Genomic DNA, 21,804 nt, shown 5'->3' with positions numbered 1-21,804 from the left:
GCAGCGAGGGAGCCATCAACGCAGCACCAACGGGCGCCACGCAGCCGAGCGCCGACGAGGCGGAGTCATGACCGCAGCGTCCGGATCCGCCGTCAGCGTCGACGGTGTTGTCAAGCGTTACGGCGAGACGACGGCGGTGGACGGCCTGACGTTCGAGGTCGAATCCGCGCAGGTGCTCGCGCTGCTCGGACCGAACGGTGCGGGCAAGACCACGACGGTGGAGATGTGCGAGGGATTCACCGCGCCGGACGCGGGTGCGGTGCGGGTGCTCGGGCTGGATCCGATCGCCGATTCCGAACGGCTTCGCCCCCGTATCGGCGTCATGCTCCAAGGCGGCGGTGCGTATCCGGGTGCGCGGGCGGGCGAGATGCTCGACTTGGTGGCCGCCTACTCCGCCGATCCGCTCGACCCCGACTGGCTGCTTCGCACGCTCGGCCTCCAGGACAACCGGCGCACTCCCTACCGCCGTCTCTCCGGCGGCCAGCAGCAGCGGCTCGCGCTGGCCTGTGCGCTGGTGGGCAAGCCAGAGATCGTGTTCCTGGACGAACCCACCGCGGGCCTGGACGCTCAGGCCAGGCTGATGGTCTGGGAGCTGATCGACGCCCTGCGCCGGGACGGCGTCACCGTCGTGCTCACCACGCACATGATGGACGAGGCCGAGCAACTCGCCGACCAGTTGGTGATCATCGACCACGGCCGCATCGTCGCCTCCGGCACCCCCGCCGAGGTCACCGCGCACGGGGCAGCCGGGCAGCTGCGGTTCTGCGCGCCGCCCAAACTGAACTTGGACCTGCTGAAGACGGCGTTGCCGGAAGGCTTCGCGCCCAGGGAGACCGCGCCGGGCACGTATCTGGTGGAGGGCGAGATCAATCCGCAGGTGCTCGCGACCGTCACCGCGTGGTGCGCGCGAATGAACGTGCTGGCCACCGACATCCGGATCGATCAGCGCCGTCTCGAGGACGTCTTCCTGGAACTGACCGGACGGGATCTCCGCGGATGAGCACGCACGATTCGGCCGCCAACCGCTTCGCGCCCGGCACCTTCACCCCTGGCCCGCGGCCGAGTTCCCGCGCGGCGATGATGCTCGCGCAGACTCGGATCGAGCTGATCCTATTGCTGCGCAACGGCGAACAACTGCTGCTGACCATGTTCATTCCGATCACCCTGCTGATCGGCCTGAGCCTGCTGCCGTTCGGCGACCTCGGCGCACATCGGGTCGACACGATCGTGCCCGCCGTGATGATGGTGGCCGTCATGTCCACCGCGTTCACCGGACAGGCCATCGCGGTCGGGTTCGACCGCCGTTACGGCGCGCTCAAGCGGCTCGGCGCGACGGCGCTGCCGCGCTGGGGCGTCATCACGGGCAAGAGCGCGGCCGTGCTCATCGTCGTCGTGTTGCAGGCGATCCTGCTCGGCGTGATCGGCCTCGCGCTGGGCTGGCGACCCGAACCCGTGGGGCTGCTGCTCGGCGCCGCGGTGATCGCGCTCGGCACCGCCACGTTCGCTGCGATGGGCCTGCTGCTCGGCGGCACCCTCAAGGCCGAGGTGGTGCTCGCGCTGGCGAACATCCTGTGGTTCGTGATGCTCGGCGTCGCCAGCACCGTGTTCGCCGCCGACGACCTGCCGACCGCGGTGAACGTGCTGGCCCGGCTGGTGCCCTCGGGCGCGCTGGCGGTCGCCTTGGAGGACGCGATGGGCAACAGCGTCGACTGGTTCGGCTTGGCCGTGCTCGCGGGGTGGGGCGCGGTGTCCGGGGTCCTGGCGACCCGCCTGTTCCGCTTTCACTGAGCCATCCAACGACGGAATGTAGTAGACCGGGTGCGGCTGCGGGATCCGGCCGGGCTACCATTTTCGACGTGCTGTATCGCGCGTTCCTGCGACTCGTCGACAAGCTGCCGCTGCCCTCGCTGCGGGTGCAGCGCCTGATCGCAGTCGCGGTGATCCTCTCCCAGGCGGGTATCTCGGTCACCGGCGCTGTCGTGCGGGTCACCGCATCCGGTCTCGGTTGCCCGACCTGGCCGCAGTGCTTCCCGGGCAGCTTCACGCCGGTCGCGGTGTCCGAGGTTCCGGCCATCCACCAGGCCGTGGAGTTCTCCAATCGGCTGCTCACCTTCGTCGTCTCGCTGTGCGCCGGGCTGATCGTGCTCGCGGTGACGCGGGCGCGCCGTCGCCGCGAGGTGCTGGCGTACGCGTGGCTGATGCCCGGCGGCACCGTCGTGCAGGCGATCATCGGCGGCATCACCGTGCGCACCGGACTGCTGTGGTGGACCGTCGCGACGCACCTGCTCGCGTCCATGGTGATGGTCTGGCTCGCCGTGGTGCTGTACGCGAAGATCGGCGAACCCGATGACGGCATCGACACCGTGCAGGCGCCCGCGCCGCTGCGCTGGCTCACCGGATTCACCGGCGTCGCGCTCGGCGCGGTCTTGATCGCGGGCACGCTGGTGACCGCGGCGGGTCCGCACGCGGGCGACAAGAGCATCGAGCGTCCCGTCGCGCGGCTCGAAGTCGAGATCGTCACGCTGGTGCACCTGCACTCGCAACTGCTGGTCGGATATCTCGCGCTGCTGGTCGGCCTGGCGTTCGGCCTGTTCGCCGTCGGCATCACGCCCGCGGTTCGCACCCGGCTGCTGGTGCTGCTCGGCTTGGTCTGCTCGCAGGCGCTGGTCGGCGTCGTGCAGTATTTCACCGATGTGCCCGCGGCTCTGGTCGTCGTGCATGTGGGCGGGGCCGCGGCCTGCACCGCCGGGACCGCGGCGCTCTGGGCCGCGCTGCGCACCAGGGAGCGGGTCGCCGCGCCGACGCCCGACCCGGCGACACACGCAGCCTGAGCGAGGCGCGCCGGTAGCGTGGTCGTTCGTGTCCCCGCCCGACCCGGAACCCGGAGCGCCCCAGCCGTTTCCCGACCTCGAGCCGTACGCCCACGGGCTGCTCGACGTCGGCGACGGCCAGCGGATCTACTGGGAGACCAGCGGTAATCCCACCGGCAAACCGGCGCTGGTCGTGCACGGCGGCCCCGGCGGCGGAGGACGGCGAGGCGCGCGGAAGTCGTTCGACCCGGAGATCTATCGGATCGTCCTGTTCGATCAACGCGGCTGCGGGGAAAGCCTGCCGCACGCCTCCGATCCCACGGTCGGGCTGGCGGACAACACCACCGACCATCTGATCGCCGATATGGAACGGCTGCGCGAGCACCTCGGGATTGATCGGTGGCTGCTGTTCGGCGGTTCCTGGGGTTCCACGCTGATCCTCGCCTACGCCCAGCGCCATCCGGAGCGGGTCAGCGAGATCGTGCTGGTCGGGGTGACGATGACCAGGCCCGAAGAGATCGACTGGCTCTATCGCGGCGTGGCGAGGCTGCTGCCCGAGCAGTGGGCGCTGTTCCGCGCCGGCGTTCCGCTCGGCGACCGCGACGGCGATCTCGTCGACGCCTATCGCAGGCTGATGGAAAGCCCCGACCCGGCGACGCGGGCGCTGGCGGCGCGGCGCTGGTGCACCTGGGAAGACGCCGTGATCGCCCACGAAAACCTCGGCAGCCCAGGGCAATACAGCGCCAAGCCGGATGCGGCGCGACTGGCCTTCGTGCGGATCTGCACGCACTACTTCGCCAACGCCGCGTGGCTGGAGGACGGGCAGCTACTGCGTGACGCACACCGGCTCGCGGGCATCCCCGGCGTGCTGATCCACGGCAGACTCGACCTGAGTGGCCCGCTGTACACCGCCTGGCAGCTGGCCGAGGCGTGGCCGGACGCCGAACTGCAGGTCATCGAGGATTCCGGGCATACAGGCAGCCCAGCGATGCGCACCGCCGTCCTGCAGGCGATCGACCGGTTCGCCCGCTAGGGCTCGACAGCGGCGCGGTACCGCGAGGCCATCGGCTCCGGGGTGAGGAATCCCTTCCCGGCGGAACGCCGGGTGGTCCGGAGATGAGGTCTTTGGTCCCTAGCATCAGTGCCCGCTGACCCCGTTGCGGGCAGGCGAGTGGCTGCGACTGTGAAAGAGCCACGTCGCAGCTATCGACGGGAGAACAGATGAGCACGCTCGCCGACCGGCAGTCGATCGTCGTCGGAATCGACGGCACCGCCACCGCCCTGGCGGCCGCGCGCTGGGCCGGGGCCGTCGCGAAGCGTCAGCATGCCCCACTCGTGTTGCTCGGTGTCGCTCCCACCCTCGACTACCCGCTGACCTCGTCGACGGAGATCAATCTGGTGCCCGAACTCCGCGCGGCGGCGAAGAACAAGCTCGACGAGGCGTTCGAGACCGTGCGCGCCGATCAGCCAGAGGTGGAGATCCGCCAGCTGGTCGAAGACGGCATGCCCGCACGCAGACTGATCGAGCACAGCGCGGTCGCACGCATGATCGTCGTCGCCGCGAACCTCGGTGACCGGCTCAGCACGCTGCTCCTGGGATCCACCGCGCTCACGGTCGCGAACAAGGCGGCATGCCCGGTGACGGTATGGCGGGGCAGCGTCGACCGGCCGCTGCCGGACGGGCGGCCGGTGCTGGTCGGCGTGGACGGCAGTCTCAGCAGCACCGCCGCGGTCGCCGAGGCGTTCGAGCTGGCGGCGGCCCTGGAGGTCGAGGTGATCGCGTTGCACGCCTGGAACGACCCCGACCTGCTGCAGTGGACTCCGGTGCCCGACGCCTGGGAGACGCTGGCCCAGCAGGAGGAGGAACTGCTGTCCGAGCGCTTGGCCGGATGGAGCGAGAAGTACCCGGACGTCACCGTCACCAAAGTGATCCGGAAGAACACGCCCGCGCAGGCGTTGCTCGAATTCGCCGAGACCGCGCAGCTGGTGCTGACCGGCAGTCGCGGGCACAACCGTCTCACCGGACTCCTGGTCGGATCGACCAGCCAGAACCTGCTGCACCACGCGCCCAACCCGGTCGTCATCTGCCGGGAAAGGTAGAACGCGAGAGGAGCTCCACCGTATGTCCGACCAATCATCCCCGAACAACCGGGACACGGACCTGGCACCGCTCGCGCCGATCGCGCTGGTATTGGGCCTGGCGATGATAGTCACCGCGCTCGCCACGGTGGTCAGAATTCCCGGCTGGGCTGTCGATTACGGCATCATGGTGCTCGCCGCCGGTTTCCTCTACCTCGCCCTCGCCACGTGGCTGGTGCACTGGGGTGTCGGGCAGCTGCGAAATCACTCCGGCGACGCCTGATCCGGCGAGTGCGGAGGTCTTGCGGTACAACTCGTCGAAAGCACTCAGCAATTGACCAGCGTCGACGTAAACTGACGTCCATGCCGGCTGATGTCAGCCCTGGGCATACGCGGCTGCTGGTGGCGGAAGATCACCCGATGGTGGTGACGGCGCTGGACTCCGCCTTCGAACTCGTCGACGACATCGAGGTCATCGAAATAGCGAGGTCGGTCGCGGACACGATCGGCGCCGCAAGCCGATACCGCCCGCACGTGATCCTGCTCGACCGTCGACTGCCCGATGGCGACGGGATCGATGCGATCGGGCGGCTGCGCACGGTGTCCCCGGAGACCAGAGTGCTGGTCTTCACCGGGGACGCGAACCAGGCCATGGTCGATCGGGTGATCGCGGCGGGTGGCGCCGGCCTGGTGCTCAAGACCGGAATGTTCGACGACCTACTGGACGCCATCCGGCGGGTCGCCGCCGGAATGGATTGCTTCGACGTCGACCTCGGACATTGATCGTCGACCTCGGACATCGACCGGCCGCAGAGGCGAAGAGTAGGTAGGTACACGATGGTCCAGGACATCGCGACCGTCGATGGGGTCAGCAGCAACGACGACCGTCTGCAGCCCTTGCTGGACGGGCTCAAGGCAGTACGCGCCGGCGACTTCCGGCGGTATCTGCCCGAGGTCGGTGACCCGCTGCTGGACGAGATCGCCACCGTCTTCAACGGCATGGTCGACCAGCTCTCGCTGTTCACCACCGAGGTCACCCGCGTCGCCAGGGAGGTGGGCACCGAGGGCAAACTCGGCGGCCAGGCTTCGGTTCCCGGGGTGTCGGGCACCTGGAAGGATCTGACCGACTCGGTGAACGCGATGGCGGACAACCTCACCTCGCAGGTCCGCGACATCGCCGGGGTGGCCACCGCGGTGGCGCAGGGCGACCTGTCGCAGAAGATCACCGTGGATGTCAAAGGGGAGTTGCTGGAGCTGAAGAACACCATCAACACGATGGTGGATCAGCTCTCGTCGTTCGCCGACGAGGTGACCCGGGTGGCCAGGGAGGTGGGCAATGAGGGGCGGCTGGGCGGCCAGGCGCAGGTCCCCGGGGTGTCGGGGACGTGGCGGGACCTCACCGAATCGGTGAACATCATGGCGGGCAATCTGACGGCGCAGGTCCGGTCGATCGCGGAGGTGACCACCGCGGTGGCGAAGGGCGACCTGTCGCAGAAGATCCAGGTGGACGCCCGGGGCGAGATCCTGGAGCTGAAGTCGACGATCAACACGATGGTGGACACTTTGTCCTCGTTCGCCGACGAGGTCACCCGCGTGGCCCGCGAAGTCGGCACGGAAGGGCAGCTCGGCGGCCAAGCCCAGGTGGTGGGAGTCTCGGGCACCTGGAAGGGCCTGACGGAGTCGGTGAATTTCATGGCCGACAACCTCACCGACCAGGTGCGTTCGATCGCCCAGGTCGCCACCGCGGTGGCCCGCGGCGATCTGTCGCAGAAGATCCAGGTGGACGCCCGAGGCGAGATTCTGGAAGTGAAAGACACCATCAATACGATGGTGGACACTTTGTCCTCGTTCGCCGACGAGGTCACCCGCGTCGCGCGCGAGGTCGGTACCGAAGGACGACTCGGCGGCCAAGCCGACGTGAAAGGCGTATCCGGCACCTGGAAAGGGCTGACCGAATCCGTCAACGTCATGGCCGACAACCTCACCGACCAGGTGCGTTCCATCGCCCAGGTCACCACCGCGGTGGCCCGCGGGGACCTGTCGCAGAAAATCCGGGTGGACGCCCGAGGCGAAATTCTGGAACTGAAAGACACCATCAACACGACGATCGATACCTTGTCCTCGTTCGCCGACGAGGTCACCCGCGTCGCGCGCGAGGTCGGTACCGAAGGACGACTCGGCGGCCAAGCCGACGTGAAAGGCGTATCCGGCACCTGGAAAGGGCTGACCGAATCCGTCAACGTCATGGCCGACAACCTCACCGACCAGGTGCGTTCCATCGCCCAGGTCGCCAGTGCGGTGGCCCGCGGGGACCTGTCGCAGAAGATCACCGTCGAAGCCAAAGGCGAGGTCGCCGCGCTGGCGCAGACCATCAACACGATGGTCGACACCCTGTCCTCGTTCGCCGACGAGGTCACCCGCGTCGCGCGGGAGGTCGGCACCGAAGGCATGCTCGGCGGGCAGGCGCGCGTGCCCAATGTCGCGGGCACCTGGAAGAGCCTCACCGACAATGTGAATTCGATGGCGGGCAACCTGACCAGCCAGGTCCGCTCCATCGCCCAGGTCACCACGGCGGTGGCGCGCGGCAACCTGTCGCAGAAGATCGACGTCGATGCTCGCGGCGAGATCCTGGAGCTCAAAACCACCATCAACACCATGGTCGACACGTTGTCGGCGTTCGCGGCCGAAGTGACCAGGGTTGCACGCGAGGTGGGCAAGGACGGCCGGCTCGGCGGACAGGCCGAGGTCGAGGGCGTCTCCGGCACATGGAAGCGTCTGACCGAGAACGTCAACGAGCTGGCCGGCAATCTCACCCGTCAGGTGCGTGCCATCGCCGAGGTCACCAGCGCGGTGGCCACCGGAGACCTCACCCGGTCGATTGCCGTCGAGGCGCAGGGTGAGGTCGCCGAGCTCAAGAACAACATCAACGCGATGGTGCAGTCGCTGCGCGAAACCACGCTCACCAACGAAGAGCAGGCATGGCTCAATACCAACTTGGCCCGGATATCCGGGCGCCTGCAGGGACACCGGGATCTCAGCGCTGTCGCCCAGCTGATCATGAACCAGGTCACCCCGCTCGTCGGCGCCCAATACGGCGCGTTCTTCTTCATGGAGTCGGAAGGCACACGCGTCCAGTTGCGGCTGATCGCGGGCTACGGGCGCAATGAAGACGAGACCGCGTTCGACCTCGGCCAGTCGCTGGTCGGCCAGGTGGCGTTGAGCAAAACGGCGATCGTGGTCGACCAGACGCCGCCGGACTACGTCCAGATCTGCTCGGGTCTCGGTGCCGCGCGGCCGGCCAACCTGATCGTGCTGCCGATAGTGTTCGAGGATCAGGTGCTCGGCGTGATCGAGTTGGCCTCGTTCAGCCGGTTCACGATGGTCCAGAAAGACTTTCTCGAACAGCTGATGGAAAGCATCGGCGTGAACGTCAACACGATCATGGCCAACGTGCGCACCGACTCTCTGCTAGAGGAATCGCAGCGACTCGCGGGTGAACTGCAACAGTCCAATGCGGCGCTGGAAGAAAAGGCAGAATTGCTCGTCCGCCAGAACCGCGATATCGAAATGAAGAACTTCGAAATCGAACAGGCCCGGCGGGAGATCGAGGAACGAGCTCAACAGCTCGCACTGGCGTCGAAGTACAAGTCGGAATTCCTCGCGAACATGTCGCACGAGCTGCGCACGCCGTTGACCAGCCTGCTCATCCTGGCGGGCATTCTGGCCCAGAACACGACCCGGAATCTGACCGCGAAGCAGGTCGAGTTCGCCAGCGTGATCCAGTCCGCGGGCAAGGATCTGCAGCAACTGATCGATGACATTCTCGACCTGTCCAAGGTCGAGGCGGGGAAGATGGACATCCAACGGGAGCTCGTTCCGCTGCGGCAGTTGCTGGAGTACGTGCAGACCACGTTCCGGCCACTCATCAGCCAGAAGGGCCTCGTGTTCGACGTCGATGTCGAACCGGACGTTCCCGCCCACCTCAACACCGATGAGCAGCGGCTGCGCCAGGTGCTGCGCAACTTGCTGTCCAACGCGGTCAAGTTCACCGAGAAAGGCACTATCCGGCTCCGGGTGCGGCGGCTGGACGACCACATTGCGTTCTCCGTCAGCGACACCGGGATCGGTATCGCCGAGCAGAACTTGGAGACCATCTTCACCGCGTTCCAGCAGGCGGACGGCACGACCAGCAGGCGCTACGGCGGCACCGGACTCGGCCTGTCGATCAGCAAGCAGGTGGCGAATCTGCTCGGTGGCGAGCTCCAGGCCGAAAGCCGGCTCGGTGTCGGCAGCACCTTCACGCTCTACCTGCCGGTGGCGCCGCAACCGGACGTGACCGCCGAGACGCGGACTCGGTCGAAGCCTTCGGATCGTTCGGTGCTCGTCGTGGAAAACCAGGACAACAGGCCACTGACCGGGCTCGTTCGGGAGGTCGTCGGGGCACTCGCGGACACCGCGGGACCGGTCCACATCGAGTCCGTCGGTACCCCCGACAAGGCACTCGAGATGTTGCCCACCTGTCGGTATCGATGCGTCTTGCTGGACGCGAGCCTGCCGGGCGTGGCCGCGCCGGAGTTCCTCGGCGCGCTGTGCGAGGGCACTCGACCGAGAAGTATTCCGCTGCTTGCTCATCCGGTCCAGGAGCCGGCTCGGGACCAGGAACGGCTTACCGAGGCGGATGCCCGCAACCATCAGGTCGAACTGCTGACTTCGCCTGACGAGTTCCGCGAACGGTTCGTTCTGCTGCTGACCCATCCTCACCGCACGCAGCTCGAAACACCGGTCGAGCGGACCGGGCAGCTCAGGCTGGAGGGACGCAAGGTCCTGATCATCGACGACGATGCGCGCAATGTCCTGGCGATCGCCGGAGTACTGGAACTGAACGGGATGTCCGTGGACCACGCGCCCAACGGACGCAAGGGCATCGAGACGTTGCAGGCCAACCCGGACGTCGACGTGATCGTGATGGACGTGATGATGCCGGAGATGGACGGATACGCCACGACCGCGGCGATACGGCAGATGCCCCGCTTCGACCGCCTCCCGATCATCATGGTCACCGCGAAGGCCATGGCAGGCGATCGCGAGAAGAGCCTGGCATCCGGTGCCAGCGACTACATCACCAAACCCGTCGACCCCGACGAACTCCTGAACTGCATCGACCGCTGGTTACACGACGCGGACCAGCCGGTGCCGCACCAGATCTGGTAGCGCATGCGATAAGTGTGCAGCTACAGCAGAGGGTTCGGGCGGCTTTTCGGTGGCGTGAACCCGCCTGGCCATCGTGTGGTGTCGCTGTAGAAGATGTTGGTGAAGTTCGCGCCGGCGAGGTAGGCGCCGGTGAGGTTCGCGCCGTCAAGGTTGGCGTCGGTGAAGTTCGCGCCCTGCAATATCGCTTCGGTGAGGTTCGCGTTGACCAGGTAGGCGCCGGTGAGGTTCGCGTAGGAGAAGCCTGCGCCGGTGAGGTTCGCGTCGCCGAAGTAGGCGTCGGTGAGGTTCGCGAAGTAGAAGATGGTGTCCGCGAGGTTCGCGGAGTCGAAGGATGAGCCGGTCAGGTTGGCATATCTGGGCCGGTCTCGGGCGTCGTAGCGGGCAGGTTGAAAAAATCGCATGCCGGCCAAGCACGTCCCAGCGAGGTCGAGTGGGCGTGCGTTGTCGCGCCTGCCGATCACTTTCACCACTGCGTAGGCATCGACCGGTGCCGGTGCGGTCCGGGTCGGGGGTTCGCACGCCGACGCGGTGGTGTGGGTGCGCAGGAACGCCGAAAGCACCGTGAACACCGTCTCGTGATCGGCAGGTGAGTCCTTCGCGAGCCGTTCCAGCAGGTAGATACCGCCCAAGCGGATATCGACCTTGTCGGAGGTCAGCTGCTCGATCGCCGTCTGGAAACGGTTGGTGACCGCCACCTGCTGGGACAAGGCGTACTGGTTGTCGGTGGCTCGCAATGACTGGCTGGTGAACCAGAGAGCAGCGATCGCGGCGACAGTGGTGGTCATCGCCGCGAGTTTCGGCCAGCCCGGCCACTCGACAAGACGGTGCATCGTACGCCTGACCCGAGATGACGGCGCCAATGGTGGTGTGGGTGGTCGCAGTGAGCGGCCACGGCCGGCGACCGCACCACGCCGTCGCGGCGATGGCGTGCCCCGCATCGACATCGGTACCTCCCTCGAAAAGTACAGGTCCGCGGTCGTATCACCTTATGTACCGGCGCGGTCGGCCTTCGATCAACTGCTACAGCTCGGCGCGTCCGGCTGAGTCCGCGCACGTCTTGTACACCGTCCACTGCGACACGCCAGCAGCCGTGCGACAGAGGAGACGATCACCTCAGGGCAAGTACGGATGGCGGACCTGACCGATCTGTTCAGCGGCGATGGACGATGGTCGGCCAAGTCGTCACCTGCGGGCACGGGCAGCGGCCAGGCCATCGGTGGCGAGCGCTCACGGTGGCAGGTACAACCTCTCGTTGGGCAACCGGGGCAGGCCCGTCGGATCGCCGGGCACCACGGTGACCGCGTGGTGATAGTGGCGGGCGCGCCACTCCTGCACGAACAGTCCCGCCGCGCTTGCGCACGCCGCGAAATCCATACGCACGTCATGGAATTGAATGGACAGGTGGACGTCCTTCTCGTCCGGGCGCGGAGACTGCTGCCGCACCGTCACCTCCGGCGCCGCGCGCAGACGCGAATCGCGGCGACCACGATCGCGCCTGATGGCCGGAAGGTGTCGCGGGGCGGCTCGACCCACACCCGGAAGCAGGGCGGCCGGTCGGCGGGCGAGGGCAGCGCGATCTGCGCACCGCCCCGGGCGATTGATACGTCCAGCCGGAACAGCTCGGCGAACAAGCGCACTTCGTCGGGCAGATCCGGCCGCACCAGGTAGGTCCAGCGCCGTGAGCGCGGATGCGAGATGATCGGCCCGAGCCCGGATCGCCGAACCTGCATCAGCGCCTTCACCTCCTGACCGAGGCGCGCGGGCATGGTGATCGCACCAACTCTGTCCGCGCGCACCACGATTCGCCCGTGTTCCGGCTCCACACCCGCCGCGAGCCCGCATTGCCGGTAGAAGCGGCACCGGCTGACCGGGGTATCTGCCACCAGATCAGGTGTCTCGCTCACCGTGCCCTCCACTGCGCGGCGCTCGGATACGCGACACGACCAGGAAGTATCTGCTCCGAGGTGACCAGATCGCGGTAGCCGCGCAGCACTCGTTGCGTCATCGCACCAAGGTGCGTGAAGTTAGGAACGATCACTGCCGGGACACGATTGGTGTGCACCCGTTGCAGCAGCCATAGCGTCGGACCAGGGTCGATCTCCGCGCCAGGCAGATACGCTACGACCAGGCCATACCCATCCCTCGCCGCGATCGCCCGGACCACGGGCCCGTCACCGTCCGGGTCCACGGACCTGTCGCGCCGCACGAACCCGAATGTCTTTCCCCGCATCATGTTTGGCTTCTCCCCTGCTCATCGCGTTGTGAGCATCGCCAAGGCATGCACCGGCCGACTTTGCCGCGCGTCGCTGTGCTGCCGCATGGATACGCGTGGCTCCATCGGCGAATGCTCGGGATAGCTTGGCGGGTTGATGGGCGCGCTTGGTCCCGCTGCGGGACACCTGATAGCGCGTCTAGCATGGGGTTTGATCAGCACCCGTCGAGGGGAGAGCCGATGAGCAATGACCTGGGGCATGACGACGGCCGGTACATCGGCCGCCAGGTGCGTGCTATCCGTGCGCGCCGCGGGATCTCTCAGCAAGTCTTGGCCGACCGCGTCGGTGTCAGCCGGGGCGCCATCGCCAAGTACGAGAACGGCGAGCGTCCTGTCGATTCGCGCAGGACGCTGCACGCGCTCGCACAGGCACTCGGCGTAGCGCTGGGCGACCTGACTGGAGATCACCGGGATCGACTGGACCCGATCTCTGCCGGATTCCATGCTGCGGTCTCCGACATCGAAACCGCGCTTTGGACGCACGGAAATACCACGACGACACGCGCACCACGAAATCTCGATGAACTGACCGCCACCACGAAGTACGCGGCCGACCTGCGGCGTGCCTGTGACTATGCAACACTCGGGCCGTTGCTTGCCCCGCTGCTCAACGACTGCTATCGCCACACTCGCGACGCGACCGGGGCCGCTCGGGACCGGACCTGGGACGCGCTGGCCGCGGTTGCCTACATTACGGCTCAGTCGGCGGCGCGTCGCGGCTACCCGTCGTTGGCGTGGACGGCGGCGCAGGAAATCGAACGCGCGACCGAAAACATCGGCGGCACAGGCGGTCCGGCCGCGGCCGCATACATACGGAGCCAGATACTCCTCGCCCGCCCCGGCTCCTTCGCCGCCGCATTCGACAACGCCAGGACGGTCGACCGACTCGCACCGGACGTGCGCACGCTCGGCGAAATCGAGACCTACGGCATGCTGCACCTCCAAGCCGCACTTGTCACAGCCGCACTAGGGGGTGACCCGACGGATCACCTGGACGAAGCAGACGAACAAGTCGCCCGGCTCGAGCAGGCAGGCCCGGACAGCACCCTCCTCCGCAACCCCACCTTCGACGCGGCGAACGTAACCTTGTGGCGCATGTCGGCCGCAATGGAAAGACGCGAACCGGGCCAAGTGCTCGAACTGGCACCGACACTCGCCCCGGAAACCATTGCCGCAGAAGGCCGCCGGGCACAGTACTTCGTCGAAATCGGCCGCGCACACGCCCTACGCCGCGACTACCGAAGCTCCCTGCACGCACTGCTACGCGCCGAACACATCGCCCCCCAACAGGTTCGCGGCATGACCCACGTCCGCGAACTGGTCGGCCACATGATGCGCTCGGCACGCCGCGACTTGACCACCGGCGACCTGGGCCGCTTGGCCAAACGCATCGGCGCGGTCCCAGCATGACTTCTTGGTTCGGGTGAACGGGTTCTCGTCGAGGCAAGCCCGAACGATCGCGTATTGGGTGTCGGCTCGGCCGCAGACGACCCTCGTGCCGAAGACCATCGGCGAATCCCAGCGCAGTTCCGGTCGGGGTATGTGCGACCTGACACGATGATCCCATGGACGCCAACGGAAATCCGGTGTTGTACGCCCTCGTGACCGGTTCGCCCGCTGCTCGCGATGTCGGCAAGCTGGTCGCCATGGCTCAGGCGGACGGCTGGGTCGTCTGCGTGATCGCTTCACCCTCCGGTACCAAGTTCATCGATGTCGAGGCAATCGCGGCGCAGACCGGTTACCCCGTGCGCAGCGAGTACAAGGAGCCTGGCACGCCGGATGTCCTGCCGCCGCCGGACGGCATGATCGCCGCACCGGTCACCGGTAACTCGGTCGCGAAGTGGGCCGCCGGGATCTCCGATACGCTGCCGCTCGGGCTGCTGGTCGAAGGGCTGGGCAAGGGGCTGCCGATCGTCGCGGTGCCGTACTCCAATCGCGCGCAGATGAGTTTTCCCGCAATTCAGGACGGGTTGCGCAAGCTGTCCGAGTGGGGCGTCACCGTGCTGATGGGCGACGGTGAGCCCCACGAGCCGCGCAGCGGGGAGTCGCTCATCCCCCGCTTCCCCTGGGATACGGCCTGGCAGGCGCTGCTGGCGCATCCGCGCCGGACGAACGTGGACCGCCCGGCGTCCAACTGAGCGACGTCCCTGCCCCGCGGGCCGCGGAAGTGTCGGACCGAGAGGTCAGGCGCTGCTACTGCCCGCTGCGATCGACGCCTATCCGACCCCAGCGCTTGCAGATCGGCGATCCGCAAGCGCTGGGGTCGGTGGAGTCCGATCAGTACCGGTCGACGGCGGGCGGCGTCAGCGTCGAGTCGCGGAGCGGACCGATCGTTGCCTCGAACGCCTTCTGCCAAGAACCGTCGGCGAACATTGCCTCGATCGCGTCGTTGATCTTGGCGCGGGTCTCCTGATCGCCCTTCTTCAGGCCGATGCCGTACTTCTCCACGGTGAACGTGTTGCCGACCAGCTTCAGTTCGCCCGATGCCTGGCCCGCGTAACCGGCGAGGATGATGTCGTCGGTGGTCACCGCGTCGACCGAACCGCTGCGCAGCGCTTCGATGCACTGCGAGTAGTTGTCCACTTCCACCAACTTGACGTCCTTGGCGTAGTTGTCCTTGACGTTCTGCGCCGGGGTGGAGCCTTTGACCGAGCAGAGCTTCTTGTTGCCTACCAGCGACTCGACACCGGTGATCTCGGTGTTCTCCTTCTTCACCAGCAGGGCCTGCCCCGCCACGAAGTACGGCCCGGCGAAGTCGACCTTCTCCTTGCGGCCGTCGGTGATCGAGTAGCTGGCGACGATGAAGTCCACCTCGCCGTTCATGATCATCGTCTCGCGTTGCGCCGACGGCGCCTCCTTGAAGGTGATCTTGTCGGACTGAACGCCGAGCTTGCCTGCCACGTATTTGGCGATCTCGACGTCGTACCCTTGGTACGCGCCGTCCTTGTCGCGAAAGCCCAGGCCCGGCTGGTCGAACTTGATGCCGATGGTCAGCTTGCCCTCCTTCACGTGATCAGCGGTGCTCGCGGTTTCGCTGCCGCTACCGCCACCGCAGGCGGTGGCGGCGAGGGCGACGGCGATCACCCCGATGCCGAGGCGGAGTGTGCGGTTGATCCTCATCGAATTCGGTTCCCTCTCACGCTGAGCCGTCAGGCCAGATCGCAGGCCCGGGTGCTAACGACACGTCATCTTTCCCCGGGAATCCCGACGCCCGTATCGAGCGCATTCCCGCCGGTGGGAAACCGGATCCGGCTCGCCGAACGGCGGACCATCGGCTTCCCCGAGCCGGTTGCCGATCTCGAGGAACCCGGTCAGCGCTTGCCGGCGCGGATCGGCCGCATCGGGCCCAGTCCCGGTCAGTTCCCGCACTATGCCCAAGTGGGTGAGGGCGTTTGACCTCCCCTCGCCGATCGGCGATGCGGCGGCAATGTATTTCGCGCTGGCGCAATCAGCCGATAGAAGCGTTCGGCCCGATCCACTGGTCGAACAGACGGTCCACCGCACCGGTCGCGAGCTGGGTCGCCAGGTGGGCGTTGAGGGCGGTGGCCAAGACCGGATCGTTCTTGCGGACCAAGAGCACCTTGCCGAACGAATCGAACGGCGCTTCCGGGTGCAGCACTTGGAGGTCCGGGTGCTGGCGAACGCGGTAGCGGCCCTCGACCGCGTCGGTGACGAATACGTCGGCGCGGCCCGCTTCGATCTCGCCGAAGATCGTCAGGTTGTCCGGCCACAAGGTGAGCTGCGCCTCCGGGAAGTTCTTGCGCGCGAATTCCTCGTTCGTGCCGCCGCGATTCGCGATGACCCGGACGCCGGGACGGTTGATCTCGTCGATGGTCGAGTAGGCGGTGCCGTTCGAGCCGCGGGTGATCGGGGTCTTGCCGTCGGTGCCGTAGGTGATCGAGAAGTCGGCGAAAGCGCGGCGGGACGGCAGGTCGGAGATGCCTCCGACGGCGATATCGCAGTTCCGCTCGGCGAAATCCGTTTTCAGCGTCGCCCACGTCACGGGCACGAACTCGATCGGACGGTGCAGCGCGGCGGCGAATCCGCGGGCGAGATCCACGTCCACGCCGCGGTAGCCGCCGTCCGCGACCGAGTACGGCGGATAGTCGCCAGGCGTACAGGCGCGCAAGGCATTCGATGTGTCCTGCGCCGCCGCCGGAATCGTCACCGCGACAAGGGCTGTCCACCCGGCGGCCACAATCGCGCCGATGCGGCTCGACAGCCGCGTCATCCGGCTACGCACCGATCACTTCTCGTTGCGTGCCTTGGGGAAACGGGTCTGTTTGGCCACCCAGCCCGCCATCTTGGCCCAGTGGCCCTTGCGCGGGGTGACGATCGAAGTGAGCTCGCGATCCCAGTCGTCGGCCTCGGTGAGCCCGTCGATGGTGGCGATCAACTCCTTGGCGGTGTCGAGGTCGGGGACCACGCGGTCGCCGAGGACGCCGTCGGCGCCGACCAGGGTGAGCCGGACGCCGCTGCGCCCGATCGGCTGGAGCACGGCCGTGGCGGAGCGGCCGTGCTCGGCGACGAATCCCTTGACGGACTCCACGAGGGCGCCCGACAGCTTCGCCGGGACCGTGACGGTTCGATCACTCATGGCAGGCAGTTTACCGACCGGTAGGATGCGGTCCAGCCCCTCGGGTGTACAACTGGATCTCATGCGCGCCATTCAGGTTTCCGAGCACGGTGGTCCCGAGGTCCTGAAGTACGTGGAGCTGCCCGATCCGCAGATCGGGCCGGACCAGGTGCTGGTCGATACCCAGGCGATCGGCGTCAACTTCATCGACACCTACATCCGCACCGGGCGCTATCCGCAGGATGTCCCCTACATCCCGGGCGCGGAGGGCACCGGCGTCGTCGCCGAGGTCGGCGCGAATGTCACCGAGTTCTCGGTCGGCGACCGGGTCGCCTGGGCCGCCGCACCGGGCAGCTACGCACCGAAGGTCGCGGTGAACGCCGCCGTCGCCATCGCGGTGCCGGACGGCGTCGACCCGCCGGTGGCCGCGTCGGCGCTGTTGCAGGGCATGACCGCGCACTACCTCATCGAGTCGATCTACAAGCCCGATCCCGGGGAGACCGTGCTGGTACACGCGGGTGCGGGTGGTGTCGGGCTGATCCTGACCCAGCTCCTCACGGCACGCGGCGTGCGGGTGATCACGACCGTGTCCTCCGACGACAAGGAGACCCTGTCCCGCGCGGCGGGCGCGGCCGAGGTACTGCGCTACGGCGACGAGCTCGCCGACCAAGTGCGCAAACTCACCGACGGGATCGGCGTGGCCGCGGTCTACGACGGCGTCGGCGCGGCGACTTTCGAATCGAGCCTGGCCTCGCTGCGCGTGCGCGGCATGCTCGCCCTCTTCGGCGGCGCGAGCGGGCCGGTGCCGCCGTTCGACCTGCAGCGCCTCAGCACCGCCGGGTCGCTGTTCGTCACCCGCCCCACGCTCGCGCACTACACCCGCGACCGCGCCGAACTCGCCTGGCGCGCGGGCGATGTCCTCGACGCCATCGCCAACGGCACGTTGAACATCCGGATCGGCGCGACCTACCCACTGGCCCGAGCCGAGCAGGCCCACCGCGACCTGGAAGGCCGCCAAACCACCGGTTCCATCGTTCTGCTGCCATGAATCCGAGCGGTGGGCGGCTCGACGGGCGGCCCGCCGTCAGGGTTTCTTCGGCAGCGCACCACCGAGAGGGATCGCGAATCGCGGCTGGATGCTGTACGGCAGTAGGCATAACTCGGTTGTCGACGCGGCGCAGTCGCTCGGTGAGGTGCGCAGGCACCGAAATCTCCAGACCTCGACTCTGCCGTTGTCGAGCCCGACCTTTGGAGTCGCCAGTTCCTCCGCCGGGTGTGGTCGAGGTCGGACGTGTGGCGCGCCGGTGATCGGCGACGCTCAATCGGGTGCCGCGATATCCCGCCCGGTCAGCCCGCGGTACACGAAGCGGGTCAGGCCATCCACCGCCTGTTCGTCGGTGAGCGCGACCGTGCCGTCCTCGACCGCGACCAGCAGGCTCTGGGTAAGCAGGAACATCATCGCCAGACTGGCGTCGGGGGTGCTCGGCAGCTGTAATCCCTTGTCGGCGAAGCCGGCCACGTGGTCGGCGATGTCGGCGCGCTGCTGGATGGCGAAGCCTGCCACCATGCGCGCGAATTCGTCGTTGACCAACGCCGCCTGATTCACCGCGCGCAGCACCGCCGCGTGTTCCCGCGCGAAGGTCCAATACCCGGCGACGTGGTAGCGCACAGCCTCCGGGTCGCTGAAATCCGGGTTGTGTTCGGGTCCTTCCGCGCGCTCGTCTCCCGCGGCGGCCAGATCGTTCAGCAGCGCCTGGAGCAATTCTTCCCTGCTCGCGAAGTGGTTGTAGAACGATCCGGCCGCCCGGCCCGCGGCCGTCGTGATGTCGGCGATCTTGGTGTTCAGGTAGCCGCGCTCGGCGAACAACCGCAGCGCCGCGGCCTTCAATGCCTGTTCGGTTTCGGCCGACTTCTCCTTGCGACTCAATGACATCCACCTCACCTCCTTGACAGGGAAGGTACCAACCCACCACACTGAATTTACATTCACTGAATATAAATTCACTAGGAGTAGTCGTGTCACAGCTCGTTCTCGTCGCGGGCGCAGGCCCCACCGGCCTCACCCTCGCTCTCGACCTCGCCCGCCGGGGTATCCCCGTGCGGATCGTCGACCGAGCGGCGTCGTTCTTCGCAGGCTCCCGCGGCGACGGCATCCAGCCACGCACCCTGGAGGTCTTCGACGACCTGGGGGTCCTGGACGCGGTGCACGCGGCGGGGATGCCGACCCCGGTGATGCGCGTCCACCTCGACGGCGAGTTCGTCACCGAGCGCAGGATGGCCGAGCCGGTCGAGCCGACCCCCGCCATCCCCTACCCGAACCTGTGGGTGCTCGGCCAGTCCGGGACCGAGGCCATCCTGCGCGATCGGCTCACCGAGTTCGGCGTGCACGTGGAACTCGGCACCGCGCTGGTCGATGTCACGCAGGACGGCGACGGCGTCACCGCGACCCTGGAACGCGACGGCACGCGCGAGCGGGTGCGAGCCGCCTACCTGGTCGGCGCGGACGGCGGCAAGAGCACCGTGCGCAAGACCTTGGGCATCCCGTTCGAGGGTAGTACCGACGAGTCGATCCGGATGTTGCTCGGCGACGTGCGCGCCGACGCGCTCGACCACGAGTACGGATACTGGTTCGCCGCCGCCGACCGGCCGATGGAGGGAATCGCGTTGTCCCCGTTGCCCAGTGGAGGTCAGTTCCAGTTCGCCGCGCCGCTGACCGGCGACGCGCAGCCGAGCCTCGAACTGCTGCAGGAGTACGCGGACCGCTACTGCGGGCGCGACGACGTCGTGCTCACCGACCTCACCTGGGTGACGGTGTGGCGGCCGAATGTCCGCCTCGCGCAACGGTTCCGCGACGGCCGGGTCTTCCTCGCCGGTGACGCCGCGCACGTGCACCCGCCCACCGGCGGCCAGGGCATGAACACCGGCATCCAGGACGCGTACAACCTCGGCTGGAAGCTGGCCGCCGCCCTCGCCGGTGACGACGCCGTTCTGGACAGCTACGAAGCCGAGCGCAGGACGGTGGCCGCCCGGGTGCTCGGGATGAGTTCCGAACTACTGGACAAGCTGGTCGACGGCGACGAGGACGCGATGCAGCGCGGACCGGAGACCCAGCAGTTGGACATCAGCTACCGCGACCCTGCCGTGCGCGCGGCGCTGGCCGTCGGCGACCGCGCGCCGGACGCGCCCTTGAAGGACGATGCGGGACGACCGGTACGGCTGTTCGACCTGTTCCGCGGGCCACACGCGACACTGTTGTCGTTCGGCGCTCCCGCCGAGCTCGAGCCGGGTGCACCCGCGTACGCGGTGGTCCGCCCGGGAGCGGCGGTGGCGGGACCATATGTGGTGGATATCGACGGCCACGCACACGCCGCCTACGCCGCGACCGAGGGCACGCTGGTCCGGGTCCGGCCGGACGGCTATGTGGGCGAAATCAGCTGAAGAAGCTGCCGATGGTGTCCCAGCCGAGCACCGAGTCCACCGCGAGGCCGCAGAACACCACGGCCAGATAGTTGTTCGACTGCAGGAACAGCCGCAGCGGCTTCACCGATTCGCCGCGCCGCACGCCCGCGTACAGCTGGTGGGCCATGAGCAGGAACCACGCTCCGGCCACCAGCGCGACGGCCGCGTAGATGACGCCGGTCGCCGGCACGAGGGCGAGCGTGGTGAGCACGGTCAGCCAGGTGTAGATGACGATCTGCCGGGTGACGGTCTGCTCGGTGGCCACCACCGGCAGCATCGGCACGCCGGCCGCACGGTAGTCCTCCTTGTAGCGCATGGCCAGCGCCCAGGTGTGTGGCGGCGTCCAGAAGAAGATCACCCCGAACAGGGCGACGGCGGGCCAGCCGATGCCCCCGGTCACCGCCGACCAGCCGACCAGCGCGGGCATGCACCCCGCCGCGCCGCCCCACACCACGTTCTGCGAGGTGCGGCGCTTGAGGCCCAGCGTGTACACGAAGACGTAGAACAGGATCGTCGCGACGACGAGCAGGCCGCTGAGCAGGTTCGCCTGCCACCACAGCCAGGCGAACGAGCCCGCGCCGAGTACCACGCCGAAGACGAAGGCGTTCCTGGTCGGCACCGCCTCCCGGGCCAGCGGACGCTTGGCGGTGCGCTTCATCATCTTGTCGATGTCGGCGTCGGCGACACAGTTGAGCGTGTTCGCGCTCGCCGCGCCCATCCAGCCGCCGAACAACGTGGCGAGGATCAGGCGGATGTCGACGGTGCCGCGGTCGGCGAGCAACATTGTCGGGATGGTGGCGACGAGCAGCAGCTCGATCACCCTCGGCTTGGTCAGCGCGACGTAGGACAGTACTCGCCGCAGCAGCCGGGACGGCAGGCCGGAACCAGTGAACCGGTCGGCCAGCGCCGTCGCGGAGGAGCCGTGCGCACCATCGCCACCCGGCTGTTGCCCAATCCGCACTGTCTCTCCTCGCACGCTGTGCATCGCATCCGGCATGGACCAGCAGCGCTCGTCCCGCTGGTACAGATGTGCCAGTACCGGATCCCTCGTCCGCCCCGGCGCCCTCTCCGACCGGTACGGCGCGATTACTACTACACAGGATGGTAGACCCCTGCCGCCCCCGGCCTTCTCCGCGCCCCCGCGCAACGGCACCGGAATGTGACGGATCAGACCGGCCATTCCGAGCGCTCCAACCGTCCGCATTCGAGTGGTCGCACTCATCGGACTGTGCGACCGGGGCGAGGCCCTCGCGGCTCTCCGCTGCCCCGGTGAGCGCATGCGGCGGTGTGCCTCGGACACAGCGTCCCACCGGACCGTCCGCTCTCAGCCGGAGGCCGTGCAGTCGCCAACTGGAGGGCGATGCGGACGCTCGACCGACACGCCCAGCGCCGATGCG

General features: G+C 67.6%; 22 protein-coding genes. 13 read left to right on the top strand and 9 right to left on the bottom strand.

Features of this window, described 5'->3' with window-relative positions:
* Nucleotides 1-67 precede the first annotated feature (67 nt).
* The 8 genes from OHA40_RS28190 to OHA40_RS28155 all read left to right on the top strand — a co-directional run bounded on the left by OHA40_RS28190 (nt 68) and on the right by OHA40_RS28155 (nt 10,100).
* A complete protein-coding gene (locus tag OHA40_RS28190; protein WP_330229872.1) occupies nt 68-1,000 on the top strand; it encodes an ABC transporter ATP-binding protein in 933 nt (310 codons plus the stop codon).
* Nucleotides 997-1,788, top strand: a complete 792-nt coding sequence (locus tag OHA40_RS28185) for an ABC transporter permease (RefSeq protein WP_330229871.1) — start codon at nt 997-999, stop codon at nt 1,786-1,788. The genes OHA40_RS28190 and OHA40_RS28185 overlap by 4 nt, the downstream gene beginning before the upstream one ends.
* 68 nt (nt 1,789-1,856) lie before the next feature.
* Nucleotides 1,857-2,831, top strand: coding sequence for a COX15/CtaA family protein (locus tag OHA40_RS28180; protein ID WP_330229870.1), 975 nt, complete (start codon nt 1,857-1,859; stop codon nt 2,829-2,831).
* A gap of 28 nt (nt 2,832-2,859) precedes the next feature.
* The gene (gene pip, locus OHA40_RS28175) at nt 2,860-3,843 is read left to right on the top strand and encodes a prolyl aminopeptidase (protein WP_330229869.1); all 984 of its coding nucleotides are present in this window, start codon (nt 2,860-2,862) and stop codon (nt 3,841-3,843) included.
* Between the two features lie 188 nt (nt 3,844-4,031).
* The gene (locus tag OHA40_RS28170; protein ID WP_330229868.1) at nt 4,032-4,910 is read left to right on the top strand and encodes a universal stress protein; all 879 of its coding nucleotides are present in this window, start codon (nt 4,032-4,034) and stop codon (nt 4,908-4,910) included.
* A 22-nt stretch (nt 4,911-4,932) separates the two neighbouring features.
* The gene (locus OHA40_RS28165; protein ID WP_330229867.1) at nt 4,933-5,172 is read left to right on the top strand and encodes a hypothetical protein; all 240 of its coding nucleotides are present in this window, start codon (nt 4,933-4,935) and stop codon (nt 5,170-5,172) included.
* Between the two features lie 80 nt (nt 5,173-5,252).
* On the top strand, nt 5,253-5,672 hold the full coding sequence (locus OHA40_RS28160) for a response regulator (protein WP_330229866.1): 420 nt from the start codon (nt 5,253-5,255) through the stop codon (nt 5,670-5,672).
* Nucleotides 5,673-5,726: 54 nt separating this feature from the next.
* Nucleotides 5,727-10,100, top strand: coding sequence for a HAMP domain-containing protein (locus OHA40_RS28155; RefSeq protein ID WP_330229865.1), 4,374 nt, complete (start codon nt 5,727-5,729; stop codon nt 10,098-10,100).
* A gap of 20 nt (nt 10,101-10,120) precedes the next feature.
* Here OHA40_RS28155 and OHA40_RS28150 read toward each other — a convergent pair whose 3' ends face one another.
* From OHA40_RS28150 to OHA40_RS28135, 4 genes are all read right to left on the bottom strand, one after another.
* Nucleotides 10,121-10,885, bottom strand: a complete 765-nt coding sequence (locus tag OHA40_RS28150; protein ID WP_330229864.1) for a pentapeptide repeat-containing protein — start codon at nt 10,883-10,885, stop codon at nt 10,121-10,123.
* Nucleotides 10,886-11,327: 442 nt separating this feature from the next.
* Nucleotides 11,328-11,543: a hypothetical protein gene (locus OHA40_RS28145; RefSeq protein ID WP_330229863.1), complete on the bottom strand. Its 216-nt coding sequence runs from the start codon at nt 11,541-11,543 to the stop codon at nt 11,328-11,330.
* Nucleotides 11,544-11,545: 2 nt separating this feature from the next.
* Entirely contained in the window at nt 11,546-12,004 is a 459-nt protein-coding gene (locus tag OHA40_RS28140) for a DNA-directed RNA polymerase subunit beta (RefSeq protein ID WP_330229862.1), read from the bottom strand.
* Complete coding sequence (locus OHA40_RS28135) at nt 12,001-12,333, bottom strand: hypothetical protein (protein ID WP_330229861.1); 333 nt, start codon at nt 12,331-12,333, stop codon at nt 12,001-12,003. Before OHA40_RS28135 ends, OHA40_RS28140 begins: the two co-directional genes overlap by 4 nt.
* A gap of 219 nt (nt 12,334-12,552) precedes the next feature.
* Here OHA40_RS28135 and OHA40_RS28130 point away from each other — a divergent pair, with 219 nt between their 5' ends.
* A complete protein-coding gene (locus tag OHA40_RS28130; protein ID WP_330229860.1) occupies nt 12,553-13,782 on the top strand; it encodes a helix-turn-helix domain-containing protein in 1,230 nt (409 codons plus the stop codon).
* Between the two features lie 155 nt (nt 13,783-13,937).
* Nucleotides 13,938-14,510 (top strand): flavoprotein, encoded by a 573-nt coding sequence (locus OHA40_RS28125; protein WP_330229859.1) that lies wholly within the window; start codon nt 13,938-13,940, stop codon nt 14,508-14,510.
* A gap of 139 nt (nt 14,511-14,649) precedes the next feature.
* Here the strand turns inward: OHA40_RS28125 and OHA40_RS28120 are convergent, their stop codons facing one another.
* A complete protein-coding gene (locus OHA40_RS28120) occupies nt 14,650-15,492 on the bottom strand; it encodes a glutamate ABC transporter substrate-binding protein (protein WP_330229858.1) in 843 nt (280 codons plus the stop codon).
* 114 nt (nt 15,493-15,606) lie between these two features.
* On the opposite strand from OHA40_RS28120, the gene OHA40_RS28115 reads away from it, so the two are divergent.
* Nucleotides 15,607-15,768, top strand: coding sequence for a hypothetical protein (locus OHA40_RS28115; protein ID WP_330229857.1), 162 nt, complete (start codon nt 15,607-15,609; stop codon nt 15,766-15,768).
* A gap of 52 nt (nt 15,769-15,820) precedes the next feature.
* Here OHA40_RS28115 and OHA40_RS28110 read toward each other — a convergent pair whose 3' ends face one another.
* Together OHA40_RS28110 and OHA40_RS28105 are read right to left on the bottom strand one after the other, a co-directional pair.
* On the bottom strand, nt 15,821-16,615 hold the full coding sequence (locus tag OHA40_RS28110) for a transporter substrate-binding domain-containing protein (RefSeq protein ID WP_330229856.1): 795 nt from the start codon (nt 16,613-16,615) through the stop codon (nt 15,821-15,823).
* Nucleotides 16,616-16,618: 3 nt separating this feature from the next.
* Complete coding sequence (locus tag OHA40_RS28105; RefSeq protein ID WP_330229855.1) at nt 16,619-16,969, bottom strand: hypothetical protein; 351 nt, start codon at nt 16,967-16,969, stop codon at nt 16,619-16,621.
* Between the two features lie 61 nt (nt 16,970-17,030).
* Between OHA40_RS28105 and OHA40_RS28100 the strand changes: the two genes are divergently transcribed.
* Nucleotides 17,031-17,996 (top strand): quinone oxidoreductase family protein, encoded by a 966-nt coding sequence (locus OHA40_RS28100; protein WP_330229854.1) that lies wholly within the window; start codon nt 17,031-17,033, stop codon nt 17,994-17,996.
* A 270-nt stretch (nt 17,997-18,266) separates the two neighbouring features.
* On the opposite strand, the gene OHA40_RS28095 is transcribed toward OHA40_RS28100, so the two are convergent.
* Nucleotides 18,267-18,881 (bottom strand): TetR/AcrR family transcriptional regulator, encoded by a 615-nt coding sequence (locus OHA40_RS28095; RefSeq protein ID WP_330229853.1) that lies wholly within the window; start codon nt 18,879-18,881, stop codon nt 18,267-18,269.
* Nucleotides 18,882-18,964: 83 nt separating this feature from the next.
* Between OHA40_RS28095 and OHA40_RS28090 the strand changes: the two genes are divergently transcribed.
* Nucleotides 18,965-20,386, top strand: a complete 1,422-nt coding sequence (locus OHA40_RS28090) for an FAD-dependent monooxygenase (RefSeq protein WP_330229852.1) — start codon at nt 18,965-18,967, stop codon at nt 20,384-20,386.
* On the opposite strand, the gene OHA40_RS28085 is transcribed toward OHA40_RS28090, so the two are convergent.
* Nucleotides 20,379-21,311: a heme o synthase gene (locus OHA40_RS28085; protein ID WP_442944083.1), complete on the bottom strand. Its 933-nt coding sequence runs from the start codon at nt 21,309-21,311 to the stop codon at nt 20,379-20,381. The two genes, OHA40_RS28090 and OHA40_RS28085, sit on opposite strands and share 8 nt — an antisense overlap.
* Nucleotides 21,312-21,804 lie beyond the last annotated feature (493 nt).

The sequence above is a fragment of the Nocardia sp. NBC_00508 genome (assembly GCF_036346875.1).
Lineage (GTDB): Bacteria > Actinomycetota > Actinomycetes > Mycobacteriales > Mycobacteriaceae > Nocardia.
The sequence above is the reverse complement of the archived record's forward strand: the minus strand, read 5'-3'. Positions and strand labels throughout refer to the sequence as shown.